Below are 13,909 nucleotides of genomic sequence, written 5' to 3' on the forward strand. Positions count from 1 at the left end.
ATATAATCTTTTTTAAATAAAAATAAACAACTTTAACCAATTCTCTAGTAAAAGTTTATTCAAGCTTTGCTTATCATTCTTTGTGTTTTAATCGGTTAAAACTTAATTTGATTAAGAAACAAGCGTCTACGTTTTTCTCTATACAAAATACTAAAAAAATATAAACTACTAACAATTTTCATTTTCATATCAAGGATGAGTTCAATGGTTTCGAAATTTTCTCGTCGAGCACTATTCGTCAGCGCCTTTGTATTTTCATTTTGTTACTTTGGATCATCATTTTCTTATGCCGAAACGATGAAAACACTTAAGGTTGGTGTGGTATCTGGACCAGAAGAAGAACTTGCCATTATTGCCAAAAACATCGCAAAAACTAAAGGGATTGATGTTCAATTGGTTAATTTTGACGATTATAACTTACCCAACGAAGCCTTGGTAGGTAAAGATATTGACGCCAATGCTTTTCAAACCTTGCAATTTTTAAATGCACAAATCAAAGCGCGTGGATACAAGCTAGCGGTTCTAGGCAAAACATGGATTGAGCCGATGGGTTTTTATTCGAACAAAATTAAAAAAATACAGGATTTACCTAATAACGCTAAAATAGGTGTTCCTAATGATCCTTCTAATCAAGGACGCGCGCTAAACGTACTCGCTAAAAATCATTTAATCGCTTTGAATAAAAATGCACCGGCTCTACCCAGTCTGGGCGATATTATAGACAATCCTCATCATTTCCAGTTTGTAGAGCTCGATGGATCGCAATTAGCCAGAGCGTTGGATGATTTAACCATGACGGCTATTAACACTAATTATTTACTACCCGCAGGCATTGACCCTAGCAGCGTTCTTATCCAAGAAGGCAAAGAAAATAATCCTTATGCAAACATCCTCGTTGTTCGTCAAGAAGATGCCCATCTTCCCGAAATGAAATTGCTTGTAGAAAGTTTTCAATCCGATGCAGTAAAAAAAGCAATGACGGATAAATTCAAAGGTGCTATTTTGCCGGCCTGGTGATTAACCAAAGGTATTTCCAAGGAAAATTATTATCATTATGCGTCCATACACTTCTGCGGTCAAAGAACCTTCCGACCTACCTGTCGTTGAATTTGAAGAAGTTTATCGAAATTTTAGCGGTCATGTTGCGTTGTCAAACCTTTCTTTCCATGTAAAAAAAGGCGAGATCATGGGCATCATTGGCCACTCAGGCGCAGGAAAAACCACACTTTTGCGATGTTTGGCAGGTTTAGAAAAACCTGATTCTGGTAAAGTAAAAATCGAAGGGAACGATATTGCCAGTTTACCTCGCAACGAGCTTTTGCCTTTAAGACAACGGATTGGTTTAATTTTTCAGCACTTTAATTTAATCAGCTCGAAAACCATTATTGATAACATTGCCTTACCCTTGAAAATATCTGGTGTTTATAAAAGAAAAAGACTTGCAAGGGCCCAAGAACTTCTTGAACTGGTCGGGTTGCCAGACAAAGCATACGCTTATCCTGCACAACTTTCAGGGGGACAAAAGCAACGCGTAGGTATTGCACGTGCTTTGGCTGCAAATCCTGCGTTGTTGTTATGCGATGAAGCAACGTCTGCGCTTGATCCCGAAACCACACGTTCAATCGTAGATTTGCTTATTAAAATTAATAAGCAATTTAATTTGACTATTGTGCTTATTACCCATGAAATGAGTGTAATTCGACTTTTGGCGGATCGGGTGATTGTTCTTCAAAAAGGTAAAATTATTGAAGAGGGACCTGTAACGCAAATTTTTGCTAAACCCAAAAGCGAGGTTACTAAGCAACTCCTAAGCGAAGAACAGCCCACGTTGCCAGCCACTATTCTTAATCATATTCATCAAAAAGCCGAGCCAAATGATTACGCCATTATCCATGTCACCATGTTAGGGGACGTTATTCGTGAACCTCTTATTGCCAATATACAAAAAGAATTTTCCATTTCTGTTATTTTACTGGAAGGCAGAATTTCGCATATAAGGGAAACCCCCATTGGAACCATGTTCCTAGCGGTGTCGGCCCATCATCATACACAAGCTATGAAAGCTTTTATTGCCTTAGGTGTCGAAACCGTCGAAAGTTTAGGTTATGTTTCTCTCTAATATAAATCATCTCAATGCCACCCTCAGTCAAATCACGAACATCTCACCTTATCAACTGGATCAGCTTTATTGCTCTACGTGGCAAACGATTGAAATGACTGTGGCGTGTGGTATAGTCACACTACTAGGCGGATTACCCATTGCTTTATTTATTGTATTGACTTCGCCTGATGGATTATGTCCCGCACCGTTGATCAATCGATTTGTAAGTGTCATCATTAACATTTTTCGTTCTGTACCATTCATTATTCTCTTGGTGGCTTTAATCCCTGTAACACGATTTTTAGTTGGTTCTGCAATCGGAACCGAGGCAGCAATCGTTCCTTTGTCCATTGCAACTATACCGTATTTTACTCGTATTGCAGAAGTATCGCTGCGTGAAGTTGATCAAGGTTTAATTGAGGCTGTAAAAGCTATGGGGGGAGGACGTTTAACAATTATTAAAGAAGTATTACTGCCCGAGGCATTGCCTGGTCTCATTTCAGGATTTACGGTCACAATTATTCTTATCATAGGAATTTCTGCTATGGCAGGGACCATTGGTGCAGGGGGATTAGGGCATTATGCCATACAATATGGTTATCAACAGTTTCGATCTGATATTATGACGATTGTTATTGTCTTATTAGTCATTATGATTTCTGCCATTCAATGGTGTGGTGACACGTTGTCAAAACGTTTCAACCATCGTTAATAAAATGCGTCCCCTATAACCAAAAATTGCCTTCTTGATTAAATAAAAAATCATCTTCATACTATACCCTAGGGTAGAGGATAAAAAAATGAATCAATATAAACTAAGCTTATACAGCTTATGTGCACTGGCACCTTTTTTATTTGTGCACGTTTGTGCGCAAAATGTCGTAGACAATTCAAATAATTCTACAACGCTATCGTCCGGTTTTCAAAACCCATCAACACAGTTTCAACCCACACAACCCGCCCAGGGAAATGGCGAAAGCATTACCGTACGAGGTCACCGAACTCCCCCACCCGGGTATACGTATGCTCCCTCTATGAACCTAAACAAAGGGCCAGATCCAGATCACCAAAGAGGGTTATCCGAGAGCAAAGATCCTGTCAGTGGTGCTAATCTTTCGAGATACGGAACCGCTTATAGAGAGAGCGGCCCGCTAGGAAGTGGTCAAGTAGGGGATTCAACAGGTAACAGTTGGCTGACCCCTAGGTAATTTCCCCTTAAACTTTTTTAGCTACTCTGGTGATTTGTCTTAGACTAACCAATTCCTCTGCCGATGAGGGATGAATACCAATGGTTTGGTCAAAACCATATTTCGTTAAACCAGCCGCTATAGCAACCGCAAAACCTTGCATCATTTCTGGAGCGTCTATTCCCATTATATGCAAACCAATCACTTTTTGCGTTTTCTTATCTACAATCATTTTAATAAATGTTTTAAACTTAGATGAACTAAACGCGAAACGCATCGGTGTAAATTGAGTTTGATAAATTTCAATTTCGCCTTCTTTTACTGCCTCTTCTTCGGTAAGGCCCGTGCTGGATAAAGGAGGATAGAAAAACACCGCTTTTGGTGTCATGGCATACGCATTATGCCTTTGGGAACCCGCAAATAAACGTTCAGCCAACGCATGTCCTTGAGCAATAGCAACAGGAGTAAGATTAATTTTATCAATTACATCGCCAATTGCGTAAATATGAGGAACATTGGTTTCAAATTCGTTATTGACAAAAATTTGACCTTTTGAAGAAAGATTCACACCAACAGTTGAAAGGTTTAACCCCTTACTGTTAGGATGTCTGCCCGTGGCAAAAAAAACACAATCTGTTTCGATTTTTTTACCATTATCAAGGTGCACTATATATTTATCTGCTCGTTTTAACACGTTAAGGGGTTTACACTCGTTGTGTTGCGTAATGCCTCTTTGAGTGATGCCATCGTACAATGCTTGCCTTAAATCTTCGTCAAATCCACGCAGCGGTAATTTTTGTCGATAGACTAAATCGACGGTAGAACCTAACCCTTTAAAAATACCTGAAAATTCAATACCAATATAGCCAGCTCCGACAATAAGAACGCGTTTGGGACGCTCAGAAAGGTAAAAAGCTTGATCGGACGTAATGCCTAACGTGTTGCCTTCAATATCAGGTAAAGTGGGTAAGGAACCCGTTGCAATCACAATCCTTTCGGAAGAAACGCATTTTGTTTCAAAATACTCAGGAGAAAGTGAACTTTTACAAATTTGAAGCGTATGTGGATCTTTGAAAGAGGCGGAGCCTGTGTAAATATGTACGCCTGCTTTACGAAGCGTCGAAAGGTAAACTTGATTTAAACGCTCTACTTCATTATTTTTTGCTTCAATAAGCGCTTTCCAATGGTGTTCGCCTCTTTGATTAGACCAGCCAAACCCTTGACTAAGTTTTGCCTCATCGCCGAAACCACTTGCCATCATCATCAATTTTTTGGGAACACAGCCAATATTTACGCATGTTCCTCCCCAATGCTGTTTTTCAACAATAGCAACTTTGGCCCCCTGTTCAGCCGCTATTCGCGCACAACGGACGCCCCCTGAACCTGCACCAATCACTAGCAAATCATAATCATAAACCATGTTCATTATTGCTCCGCAAATGCTTTCTCAATGACAAATGATCCTGGACTGGAGCCACTGCCCTCGATAAAGCCTCGATGCTCTAAAATTGTTTTGGTATCTTTTAACATTTCAGGTGAGCCACAAATCATTGCCCTATCCAATTCTGGATCCATAACAGGCAAATGTATATCGTTAAATAATTTTTCATTTTCAATCAACGTCGTGATACGACCTTGAACGGAAAATTTCTCTCTGGTTACAGTAGGATAATAAATCAGCTTATTGGAAACGTCTTCACCTAACAATTCATTTTTGGGAAGTTCCTCAGAAATGTATCGATGATAGGCCAACTCAGGTTTGATGCGAACCGTATGGGTCAGAATTACTTTTTCATAATTTTCATAAACTTCAGGATCATGAATAAGACTCATAAAGGGGGCTAACCCTGTACCTGTTGAAAAGAAATATAAATTTCTTCCTGGTTTTAAATTGGATAGGACTAGGGTTCCTGTAGGTTTGCGACCAACCAAAACAATATCCCCTTCTCTCATATGACACAAACGAGAGGTTAAAGGCCCATCGGGTACTTTAATGGATAAAAATTCAAGATGCTCTTCATAATTGGCACTGGCAATACTGTAAGCTCGCAAAAGCGGTTTACCATCAACTTCAATGCCGATCATGCAGAATTGGCCATTTTCAAATCTTAAACTGGAAGTTCTTGTACAAGTAAATGAAAACAAACGATCCGTCCAATGATGAACCGTTAATACTTTTTCGGCATTAAGATGGCTATATTCTTTGGTTGGTGGTGTTAGACGATAAGAAGTATCAACGACTACAGGGGCTGACATTATGAATTAGTCTCCTAAAACTTTAAATTTATTCAACAATACTTGCTCAGTGATTAATTATGTAACCTATTTATTTAAAAAAACTCTATTATAAATTAAATATAATGATTATATAAGTAACATACCCAAAACCTATAACTATCCAACTATAGAATTGTCGATCGAACAAAATATATGGGTTGGTCATAGAATATAAACAAAATCAATGCATAGACGTATACAGCGTTTACATTCTATAGAATGCAGCTTTATACCACCTTTGCTTTTTAATGAAACGAATACTTTCACATCTTATGAATCTTTCTCTCGCTGAACACGCTTTGCAACAAGCCAAAATTGAGACCTCTGTTACCCTAACTGCACAAGAGGAAACTCGACTTATCACGTTACTATCCAGAAATTTATCCCCTGAATCCCCTACGATTCAATCTACACAGTTTATTCGTCTGCTTTGCACGGTGCGACGAAAACAATGGGCAAAAAGATTAAATGAAATTTCTAAAAAAACGCATAAGCCTTGGATACAATCCGAAGACATTTCGTGGGCAGTTTCTTTTATCCATCAGCCAGATCCAACGGACGAAATATTATTAAAAAACTTGCAAAAAGCTTTATCGCTCCGTTTTCACAAATTAGGTACCACCCCTCAAACATGTTACCAAAATTTATATTTTGATTTCATCGATAATAATCCAAATTCTTTATCATTAGAACAGATTAACATTTTATCTCAGGATATTGCTAGAGCCTTTGGGCTTAAAGAAACAGAGGCATCTCGTTTTATTAATGCAAATCTTTCAGAAGAAAAAAAGCAAAAAGAAAAAGATTATCGTATTCACCAAGCGGCAAAGGATCGCAAACACGCAGAAATTTTAAAGCAAAAAAAATGGGAAGCTTCTCTTATCACCTTTAAAGAGTTACCGGTTTTGTTGCGTTGTTCTCCCAAAGAAATTTTAAAGTGGATTGCCGAAAATAAAATACCTGTTGCGCAGCGTATACGAAAAAATGATAAAGATATTTGGAAATTTGATCCGCATCAAATTAAAACGCTACAACCTCAGATCAGTCAATGGCGCGAAACAACCTCCTCTAAAAAGAAAACAAACTCATATATTAATCTAGGTGATTTAAAAGTAAAAAATAAAGTGATTGCTAACGTTGCAGCAATGGATCGTTATGCCGCCCATTTTATCACAGCCCGAAGTTTAAAAAGACAAATCATACTGGTAACCGGCCCTACAAATAGTGGGAAATCTTATACAGCCCTTCAAGCCATGTCTGAAAGTGAAAGCGGTATTGCCTTAGCCCCCCTTCGCTTGCTTGCGCATGAATTTAAAGAAGCTTTAGGGGAAAGAGGTATTCAAGCAACCTTAAAGACAGGAGAAGAACGTATAATTGTTCCAAACAGCCAATTTCTAGCGGCTACTGTTGAGATGTGCCCGTTAACCTCCCCAGTGGATGTGGCGTTAATTGATGAAGCACAAATGCTTAACGATCCTGATCGTGGTGCAGCATGGACCGCTGCCATTATGGGCGTTCCTGCTAGAAAAGTTTTCGTTTTAGGGTCTCCCGACTGTGTACCGATGGTAAAAAATATTGCTAAACTTTGCGAAGATCCCTGCGAAGAAATAGTTTTAAATCGTAAAAGTAAATTACAAACCGCTAGCTCTCCCATTCCTTTATCAAAATTACACGCTGGGGATGCTCTTATTGCCTTTTCCAGAAGAGACGTCCTCGATTTACGTGCTCTTTTACACCAAAAAGGACGCAAAGTCGCGGTTATTTATGGTGCCTTAAGCCCAGAAGTCCGACGCGCCGAAGCAAAACGCTTTAACGATGGCGAGGCTGAAATTCTTGTGGCAACCGATGCCATTGGTATGGGGCTTAACCTGTCGATAAAAAAAGTAATTTTTAGTACTTTATTTAAATTTGATGGTACACAACAAAGAGCTTTGACTGCTCAAGAAATTAAACAAATTGGTGGACGAGCAGGTCGTTACGGCATACACGAAACAGGCACCGTAGGGTTACTGGCTGGTGCGGGCGATCCTAGTATTCTTCACAAACAACTTAACGCACCAGCTGAAAAACAAGACGACTTACGTCCTTTGGTACAACCCGATATTGATATTGTAGAAGCCATCGCCAGTGAAATAGACTCTGACAGCCTTTATGGTGTGTTGACCCGTTTAAAACGTGCTGTGCTAAGAAATGATGATCCAAATTATAGACTTGCCAAAATGAATGAAACGTTTGCCATAGCCTCTGCCTTAGAAGGGGTACAAGGATTAAGCTTAAGAGATCGCTGGACCTATTCCGTCTGTCCTGTTGATGACCGAGATAACGGCATACAACGTATCGTTCGTTGGGCGGCGGATCATGCGGCCGGTAAAACAATAAACGCTCTCAATCCTGGGAGGTTACCGCAACCCAGCAAAGCCTCAAGACAAGAGCTTGAACGTGCAGAAAAAAGACATAAACGTTTAATTGCTTGGAGATGGCTCTCGTTAAGATTTCCAGAGGTATATCCTGATCTTAAAGCAGCAGAAGAGGCAACTCGAAAACTTAACGAATGGATAGAGGCTGTATTAAAAGAACAACGCCGTAAAGTCGAATTGTAAAACGTATCTTAAATACTCTTAACCCGTTTAGTATTATAATCTTATAAATACGCGTTTGAACAAACACTACTTAACCGAGGAATCGGCATGCTTATCAAGCAACGCGTCAATTACTATACTTTTTAATGGCTTAATAAAATTGACTGCGTTTAACCCCGCACGTCGTAATTGCCATATTCCTTTTTCTTCTCTTGTATACAACGTTGCTATCGCATTCGTAAGCGTGAACAAGGGTAAAGTTTTTATCCTCAATTTTTTTTCAAATAAATTTAATTGTTTCGCTGCCCCTAAATTCTCACCACGTTCCAAGCCCACTTTTACTTCATCTGCCAAAATTTCTTGTGCAATCAAAGCAAAATTAAATCCATGTGCCGTGATGGGGTGCATTCCAACGGCTGTGTCACCAATCAATGCCGTATGTCGGGTTTCAAATCGATGGGCAAAAACCGTTTTTAAAGGGTATACATGCCTTGTAGAAATTAACTCTGTTTGACCCAAACGCCCCCCCAGACGCTTGGTCATCTCGCGATTGAACGACGCATTATCAAGGGCATTGACGATTGCCATTTCATCAGGAGGTAAAGACAAAACAATTGAAGAAACATTGCCATTCAGAGGTAAAATAGCAAGGGTTTGGTGTTTATCAAACCATTGCAATGCAATGTTATGATGAGGTTTTTCATGTCGCATACGGCAGACCATCATATGCCGGCGAAAATCGTGCAAATGATAGCCAATACCTAAACGTTCTCTCGTTTTAGAAAAACGACCATCACTTACAATAGCCAATCCTGCTTGCAGGGTATCCCCCTTATGTTCAACCCTAACAGAATCGATAAGACAATGTAATTTTTTACACTGATCTTGGGTCAGCACCTTAATATTTCCACGATGCTGGACTTCTTCAAAAAGAGCTTTACGGATTTGATAATTGGGGACGAAATACCCCAACATGCCTTTGCCGCGCGCATCAAACGTTAAAGGATGGCTTCCACTACCATTTTCCACTCTGGCTTCTTTTAAAATGGAAATTTCCCTAGGATCAATTCGATCCCAAACGCCCATTGCTTGCATCAATTTTACAGAATGATGCGTGAGGGCTATTTCTCTACCATCAAAGGGAGGATTTTCCAGAATTTTTTCTTGAGCAGGTTCAATAACGGTTACTTTTAATCCTAGATTTTCAAATGTTAGCGCCGCACTGAGACCTGCAGGTCCCCCACCAATAATTATTACATCGCGCATCGCAGACCACTTGAGCATTTTTTACCCATCTATACGAACTATTCTTAAGACCTATGAATTAAATACCATCACATGGTAAACCTCAATTGAATTAGCACTTTTTTACACAAAGTGACTGTTTTTTATTGAGGCTATGAGTATAAATTTGAACCTTCCAAGAAAATACCCTAAAATCCTATGAATTGGCAAAAAACTTGCAATCCAAACTTTTTTCAGTGTTATAAATTAATATTGAGTTTTTTTAATGAACGTTGTACTCAGCCTAAGCCTTACAATTTATTAGCAACAACAGCAAAAGCTAGTTACCGTAACCGGTTTTTTTATAGTTAACATTCAAACACTTTACCTTTTTTTCGCACAAAAAATAATAGTCAGCAATGTCTTAAATATTTTATTCACGACACCATCTATCATATTTTCTAGGATACAATACGGCCTAACCCGCTTGATGTATATAATTTACCATTTTGTTTTTCTTGAAGTACCGCCAACACCCCACACCTTTGTGATGTAATACACGTATTGCTCAAGATGAAAACCACATTGAACTAGTTTTCGTCAAAAAAATTCAGTAGTTTTTTAAGTTACTGCAAATATAATAAATTTGACAACAACTTTGGTTACAAAGAATCTTTACTACAATCAGACCTATTCTTTTTGCTACAGGCTATATGTGTTTAATAGATTGTTTTTTCTTTTTCTAGGCTTTATAGTTCCTCTTATAAGAATTAATGGAGTATAATACGCCTAAAATGAAGATATGTATTCTATGAATGAAAGAACTGCCTCTCTCCACAGGCAAACCTCTGAAACCGATATCCAATTAACATTAAATCTAGATGGCACTGGTCAATCTCAAATTAATACCGGTATAGGTTTCTTTGATCATATGCTCAACGCTTTTTCCAAGCACAGTCTTTTTGACATAGATTTGCACGTCAAAGGTGATTTGCACGTTGATGGACATCACAGCGTCGAAGACACGGGTATTGTTTTGGGACAAGCGTTTCATAAAGCAATTGCAAATAAACAAGGCATAACCCGGTTTGGTCAGGCAACTATACCGTTGGACGAAACACTTTGCGAAGTTGTGGTGGATATTTCTGGTCGAGCCTATTTACATTGGAATATTGCTTTCCCAGTCGCTCGGGTTGGCTCTATGGATACCCAATTGTTTGAAGAATTTTTTCGCGGGTTTGTTATGAGTGCTCAGCTAAATCTTCACGCGATTATGCATAGCGGTCGAAACGCCCATCATATCGCCGAGGCTACCTTCAAAGCAGCGGCACGAGCACTTAGAATAGCCAGTGCCTTGGATACTCGTAGGCTGCATCATATTCCCTCTACAAAAGGTGTGCTGTGAAATTTTATACCGTTTATACAAATGCCTTGTGCAGCAACTCTCTCAAACTTATTCCTAATGGGTTTTCTTGGCTTGTTTTTATTTTAGGACCTACTGGATTTTTTTTATACCGAAGCTGGATCTGCGGTTTGATTATGGTATCGCTAGAGTTACTAGCTTTTTCTTTGTTGCAACCGTCTTTTATGGTGTTTCTTTTTTTCCATTTTATTCTTGGTTGTTTTGCACACAGTTTGCAAGAATGGGAAGCAAAACTGTCTGGCTGGAACATGAGAACGCTTGTTGCCGCTGAAAATAAATCTGCGGCTATTTTGCGTCTTTTGGACCATCATCCTGAATGGAAACCAAAATTTAATCTATGAAACATCCTACTACAAAAATTGTAATTATTGATTATCATGGTGGGAACTTAGCTTCTGCTCAAATGGCTATAGCGTTTGCATGTCATCAAATAAACATAAAGGTTGATATTCTTATTAGCGACAACCCTCAAGATATTATGGAAGCAGACAAAATTATCTTACCAGGACAAGGCGCATTTAAAGATTGCATGCAAGGAATATCCCAAACGAAAAATATCCATCAGGCGTTAAATTATTCTGTTTCCAGAGGCACACCTTTTCTAGGTATCTGCGTCGGCATGCAAATTATGGCGGAAAAAGGTCTTGAACACGATGTTACTTTGGGATTGGGTTGGATAGAAGGGGAAGTCAGAAAAATGAAAACACATTTGCCCTTACCACAAATGGGCTGGAATGAACTTCATTTCAAAAAAGGATGTCATCCCATTTTAGAGGGGGTGGAACCCAATAGTCACGCCTATTTCGTACACTCATACGCATTAACCCATGAAAATAAAAAAGACGTCTTGGCAACCACCGATTACGAAATGGATATCCCCGCCATTGTTGCCAAAGACAACAAAATTGGCACCCAATTTCACGTTGAAAAAAGTCAAAGCGTCGGTCTGAAAATTATAAGTAATTTTTTATTGTGGCAACCCTCACTTTCTTAAAATCTATGTAAAGTGTAAATTTATTATGAACAAAAATGCTCGCAACATCTTACCGAAGATACAAATTGAACATATCGCTTCTTTTGATAACGAAGACGATTTGCATTCCATTTGCGAAGCGCTAGAAGCATCAATCCTTGCGGGATATCATTGCAAATGGTCCAAAGCGCCACCACGTCACCTTATTGAAAGTTATTTTACGGGACTTTTGCTCATTCCTGAAAAACGTTTATTTATTGGCCGTATGGATGGTACCATTGTTGGGCTTTGTGAAGTCACATTACCTCCCAAACAAGACGATTCGCCGTGTATTTCAGTTGAAATTAATTGTTTTGCGACGGCGCCCTATGCGACTGGATTGGGAATTGGTAGGAAGATGTTAACAAAAATGGAACAGACGGTTACGCAACTTGGTTTCCCAATTATTAACGCTTCAATTAATGAAACACAAACCAAGCTTTTACAATTCTATATCAAAAATGACTACCAGCACTGGGCGACCCATCCCTATTATCAAAAAATAAACGGTCAAATTCTTAAAGGTTATATGTTATATAAATCTTTTTTAACCCCTCCCTCGTAATTTCTCGAAAAGCTAGTAAGTATAATGATGCCCACGCCTACTCTACATCCTTTGACGCTTTATCCTGCAATTGATTTAAAAGGAGGGCAATGTGTACGATTGCAACAAGGTGTTATGGAACGTGCAACAGTCTATTCAGATGATCCTGGAACACAAGCAAAAACGTGGCAAAATTTAGGATTTAAATGGCTTCATGTCGTTGATTTAAATGGCGCTTTTGCTCAAAAACCCATCAACATTAACGCTGTGCAAAATATCGTCAATCACACCACCCTTCCTATACAGCTGGGTGGAGGAATACGGGATCTTGATACCATTGAATTCTGGTTAACGCGTGGTATAACCCGTATCATTCTTGGCAGCGTTGCTGTGTATAATCCCCAATTGGTTTATGAAGCCTGTAAAACTTTTCCAGGACAAGTGGTTATTGGCATCGATGCTAAATTAGGCTATGTGTCAACCGAAGGTTGGGCCAAAACTTCTGAAATGAAAGCACTCGACCTAGCAAAACGTTTGGAAGATAGCGGCGCTGCCGCCATTATATTTACTGAAATTAATCAAGACGGTATGTTATCTGGTCTTGATCTTGATCAAACCGCACAATTGGCACATCATCTCTCTATACCCATTATTGCGAGTGGTGGGGTAGGCCATATGGATCACCTCCGCACATTGCGTAAGATTGCTAATCAAGAGCCTGGTATCGAAGGAGTTGTTATTGGAAGAGCACTTTACGATGGTCGAATTCAAGTCAAAGAAGCGTTAGAAATTCTAGAAAAATGCTGAAAATAAGAATTATACCTTGTCTGGATGTAAAACATGGTCGTGTGGTAAAAGGCGTTAACTTTGTTTCTTTACGCGATGCGGGCGATCCCGTAGAACAAGCCATTCTCTATGACCAAGCAGGGGCCGATGAACTTACATTTTTGGATATTACCGCCAGCTATGAAAAGAGAGACACCCTTTTTGACGTGGTCCAACGTACTGCAGAAAAAATATTTTTACCCTTAACCGTTGGCGGTGGCGTACACAATATTGACAATATTAGAGCTCTTCTCCTCGCCGGTGCAGATAAATGTGCCATTAACTCAGCAGCGGTTAAAAACCCTTCTTTTATCAACGAAGCTGCAACAAAATACGGCAGTCAATGCATTGTAATCGCAGTGGATGCACGCTCAACTAAACGGGGATCTTGGGAAGTCTTTACGCATGGAGGGCGTATTCCTACAGGAATAGATGTTATCGAATGGTGCAAGCAAATAGCTGAACGAGGCGCTGGGGAAATTTTGCTAACCAGTATGGATAAAGACGGTACAGGAAAGGGATTTGATATTGAACTTTTAACAAAAGTATGTCGATCCGTTTCCATTCCCGTCATTGCCTCCGGCGGGATCGGCGAACTTCATCATTTTGTAGAAGGCGCACGAACCGGAGCCACAGGGTTACTGGCTGCCAGTGTTTTTCATTTTGGTAAATTTTCAATAGGTGATGTCAAGCAAGCGCTTTTCAACGCTAACATTCCTGTACGACTTGATAGGTAA

At 39.4% G+C, this 13,909-nt stretch carries 14 protein-coding genes; 11 read left to right on the top strand and 3 right to left on the bottom strand.

Annotation, left to right across the window (positions count from 1 at the left end):
- Positions 1-204 precede the first annotated feature (204 nt).
- The 4 genes from AABE15_RS08080 (at position 205) to AABE15_RS08095 (ending at position 3,309) form a co-directional block, all read left to right on the top strand.
- Positions 205-1,017 (top strand): MetQ/NlpA family ABC transporter substrate-binding protein, encoded by an 813-nt coding sequence (locus AABE15_RS08080; RefSeq protein WP_338330783.1) that lies wholly within the window; start codon positions 205-207, stop codon positions 1,015-1,017.
- A 37-nt stretch (positions 1,018-1,054) separates the two neighbouring features.
- Positions 1,055-2,119: an ATP-binding cassette domain-containing protein gene (locus AABE15_RS08085; RefSeq protein ID WP_338330784.1), complete on the top strand. Its 1,065-nt coding sequence runs from the start codon at positions 1,055-1,057 to the stop codon at positions 2,117-2,119.
- Positions 2,120-2,159: 40 nt separating this feature from the next.
- Positions 2,160-2,813 (top strand): methionine ABC transporter permease, encoded by a 654-nt coding sequence (locus AABE15_RS08090; protein ID WP_338330838.1) that lies wholly within the window; start codon positions 2,160-2,162, stop codon positions 2,811-2,813.
- An 88-nt stretch (positions 2,814-2,901) separates the two neighbouring features.
- Positions 2,902-3,309 carry a hypothetical protein gene (locus AABE15_RS08095; RefSeq protein ID WP_338330785.1) on the top strand — a complete coding sequence of 136 codons (408 nt, stop codon included), beginning with the start codon at positions 2,902-2,904 and terminating at the stop codon, positions 3,307-3,309.
- 7 nt (positions 3,310-3,316) lie between these two features.
- Here the strand turns inward: AABE15_RS08095 and gorA are convergent, their stop codons facing one another.
- Entirely contained in the window at positions 3,317-4,708 is a 1,392-nt protein-coding gene (gorA, locus tag AABE15_RS08100; RefSeq protein ID WP_338330839.1) for a glutathione-disulfide reductase, read from the bottom strand.
- Between the two features lie 5 nt (positions 4,709-4,713).
- The gene (locus tag AABE15_RS08105) at positions 4,714-5,544 is read right to left on the bottom strand and encodes a ferredoxin--NADP reductase (RefSeq protein ID WP_338330786.1); all 831 of its coding nucleotides are present in this window, start codon (positions 5,542-5,544) and stop codon (positions 4,714-4,716) included.
- A 269-nt stretch (positions 5,545-5,813) separates the two neighbouring features.
- On the opposite strand from AABE15_RS08105, the gene AABE15_RS08110 reads away from it, so the two are divergent.
- Positions 5,814-8,165, top strand: coding sequence for a helicase-related protein (locus AABE15_RS08110; protein ID WP_338330787.1), 2,352 nt, complete (start codon positions 5,814-5,816; stop codon positions 8,163-8,165).
- Positions 8,166-8,231: 66 nt separating this feature from the next.
- On the opposite strand, the gene ubiM is transcribed toward AABE15_RS08110, so the two are convergent.
- On the bottom strand, positions 8,232-9,428 hold the full coding sequence (ubiM, locus tag AABE15_RS08115; RefSeq protein ID WP_338330788.1) for a 5-demethoxyubiquinol-8 5-hydroxylase UbiM: 1,197 nt from the start codon (positions 9,426-9,428) through the stop codon (positions 8,232-8,234).
- Between the two features lie 751 nt (positions 9,429-10,179).
- On the opposite strand from ubiM, the gene hisB reads away from it, so the two are divergent.
- From hisB to hisF, 6 genes are read left to right on the top strand one after another with little or no spacing between them, the layout of a single operon-like run.
- Positions 10,180-10,773 carry an imidazoleglycerol-phosphate dehydratase HisB gene (gene hisB / locus AABE15_RS08120; protein ID WP_338330789.1) on the top strand — a complete coding sequence of 198 codons (594 nt, stop codon included), beginning with the start codon at positions 10,180-10,182 and terminating at the stop codon, positions 10,771-10,773.
- Positions 10,770-11,132, top strand: a complete 363-nt coding sequence (locus AABE15_RS08125; RefSeq protein ID WP_338330790.1) for a hypothetical protein — start codon at positions 10,770-10,772, stop codon at positions 11,130-11,132. Before hisB ends, AABE15_RS08125 begins: the two co-directional genes overlap by 4 nt.
- A complete protein-coding gene (gene hisH, locus AABE15_RS08130) occupies positions 11,129-11,785 on the top strand; it encodes an imidazole glycerol phosphate synthase subunit HisH (RefSeq protein ID WP_338330791.1) in 657 nt (218 codons plus the stop codon). Before AABE15_RS08125 ends, hisH begins: the two co-directional genes overlap by 4 nt.
- A gap of 25 nt (positions 11,786-11,810) precedes the next feature.
- Positions 11,811-12,368: a GNAT family N-acetyltransferase gene (locus AABE15_RS08135; protein ID WP_338330792.1), complete on the top strand. Its 558-nt coding sequence runs from the start codon at positions 11,811-11,813 to the stop codon at positions 12,366-12,368.
- 24 nt (positions 12,369-12,392) lie between these two features.
- Entirely contained in the window at positions 12,393-13,154 is a 762-nt protein-coding gene (hisA, locus tag AABE15_RS08140; RefSeq protein WP_338330793.1) for a 1-(5-phosphoribosyl)-5-[(5-phosphoribosylamino)methylideneamino]imidazole-4-carboxamide isomerase, read from the top strand.
- On the top strand, positions 13,148-13,909 hold the full coding sequence (hisF, locus tag AABE15_RS08145) for an imidazole glycerol phosphate synthase subunit HisF (RefSeq protein WP_338330794.1): 762 nt from the start codon (positions 13,148-13,150) through the stop codon (positions 13,907-13,909). Before hisA ends, hisF begins: the two co-directional genes overlap by 7 nt.

The organism is Commensalibacter sp. Nvir (assembly GCF_963921845.1).
Lineage (GTDB): Bacteria > Pseudomonadota > Alphaproteobacteria > Acetobacterales > Acetobacteraceae > Commensalibacter.

What these genes read in the sequence shown, in the direction of transcription:
- AABE15_RS08105 (WP_338330786.1), bottom strand. Translation starts at nt 5,544, where the DNA reads ATGTCAGCCCCTGTAGTCGTTGATACTTCTTATCGTCTAACACCACCA.
- AABE15_RS08135 (WP_338330792.1), top strand. Translation starts at nt 11,811, where the DNA reads ATGAACAAAAATGCTCGCAACATCTTACCGAAGATACAAATTGAACAT.
- AABE15_RS08095 (WP_338330785.1), top strand. Translation starts at nt 2,902, where the DNA reads ATGAATCAATATAAACTAAGCTTATACAGCTTATGTGCACTGGCACCT.
- AABE15_RS08085 (WP_338330784.1), top strand. Translation starts at nt 1,055, where the DNA reads ATGCGTCCATACACTTCTGCGGTCAAAGAACCTTCCGACCTACCTGTC.
- AABE15_RS08080 (WP_338330783.1), top strand. Translation starts at nt 205, where the DNA reads ATGGTTTCGAAATTTTCTCGTCGAGCACTATTCGTCAGCGCCTTTGTA.
- gorA (WP_338330839.1), bottom strand. Translation starts at nt 4,708, where the DNA reads ATGGTTTATGATTATGATTTGCTAGTGATTGGTGCAGGTTCAGGGGGC.
- hisB (WP_338330789.1), top strand. Translation starts at nt 10,180, where the DNA reads ATGAATGAAAGAACTGCCTCTCTCCACAGGCAAACCTCTGAAACCGAT.
- AABE15_RS08110 (WP_338330787.1), top strand. Translation starts at nt 5,814, where the DNA reads ATGAAACGAATACTTTCACATCTTATGAATCTTTCTCTCGCTGAACAC.
- hisH (WP_338330791.1), top strand. Translation starts at nt 11,129, where the DNA reads ATGAAACATCCTACTACAAAAATTGTAATTATTGATTATCATGGTGGG.
- ubiM (WP_338330788.1), bottom strand. Translation starts at nt 9,428, where the DNA reads ATGCTCAAGTGGTCTGCGATGCGCGATGTAATAATTATTGGTGGGGGA.
- hisF (WP_338330794.1), top strand. Translation starts at nt 13,148, where the DNA reads ATGCTGAAAATAAGAATTATACCTTGTCTGGATGTAAAACATGGTCGT.
- hisA (WP_338330793.1), top strand. Translation starts at nt 12,393, where the DNA reads ATGATGCCCACGCCTACTCTACATCCTTTGACGCTTTATCCTGCAATT.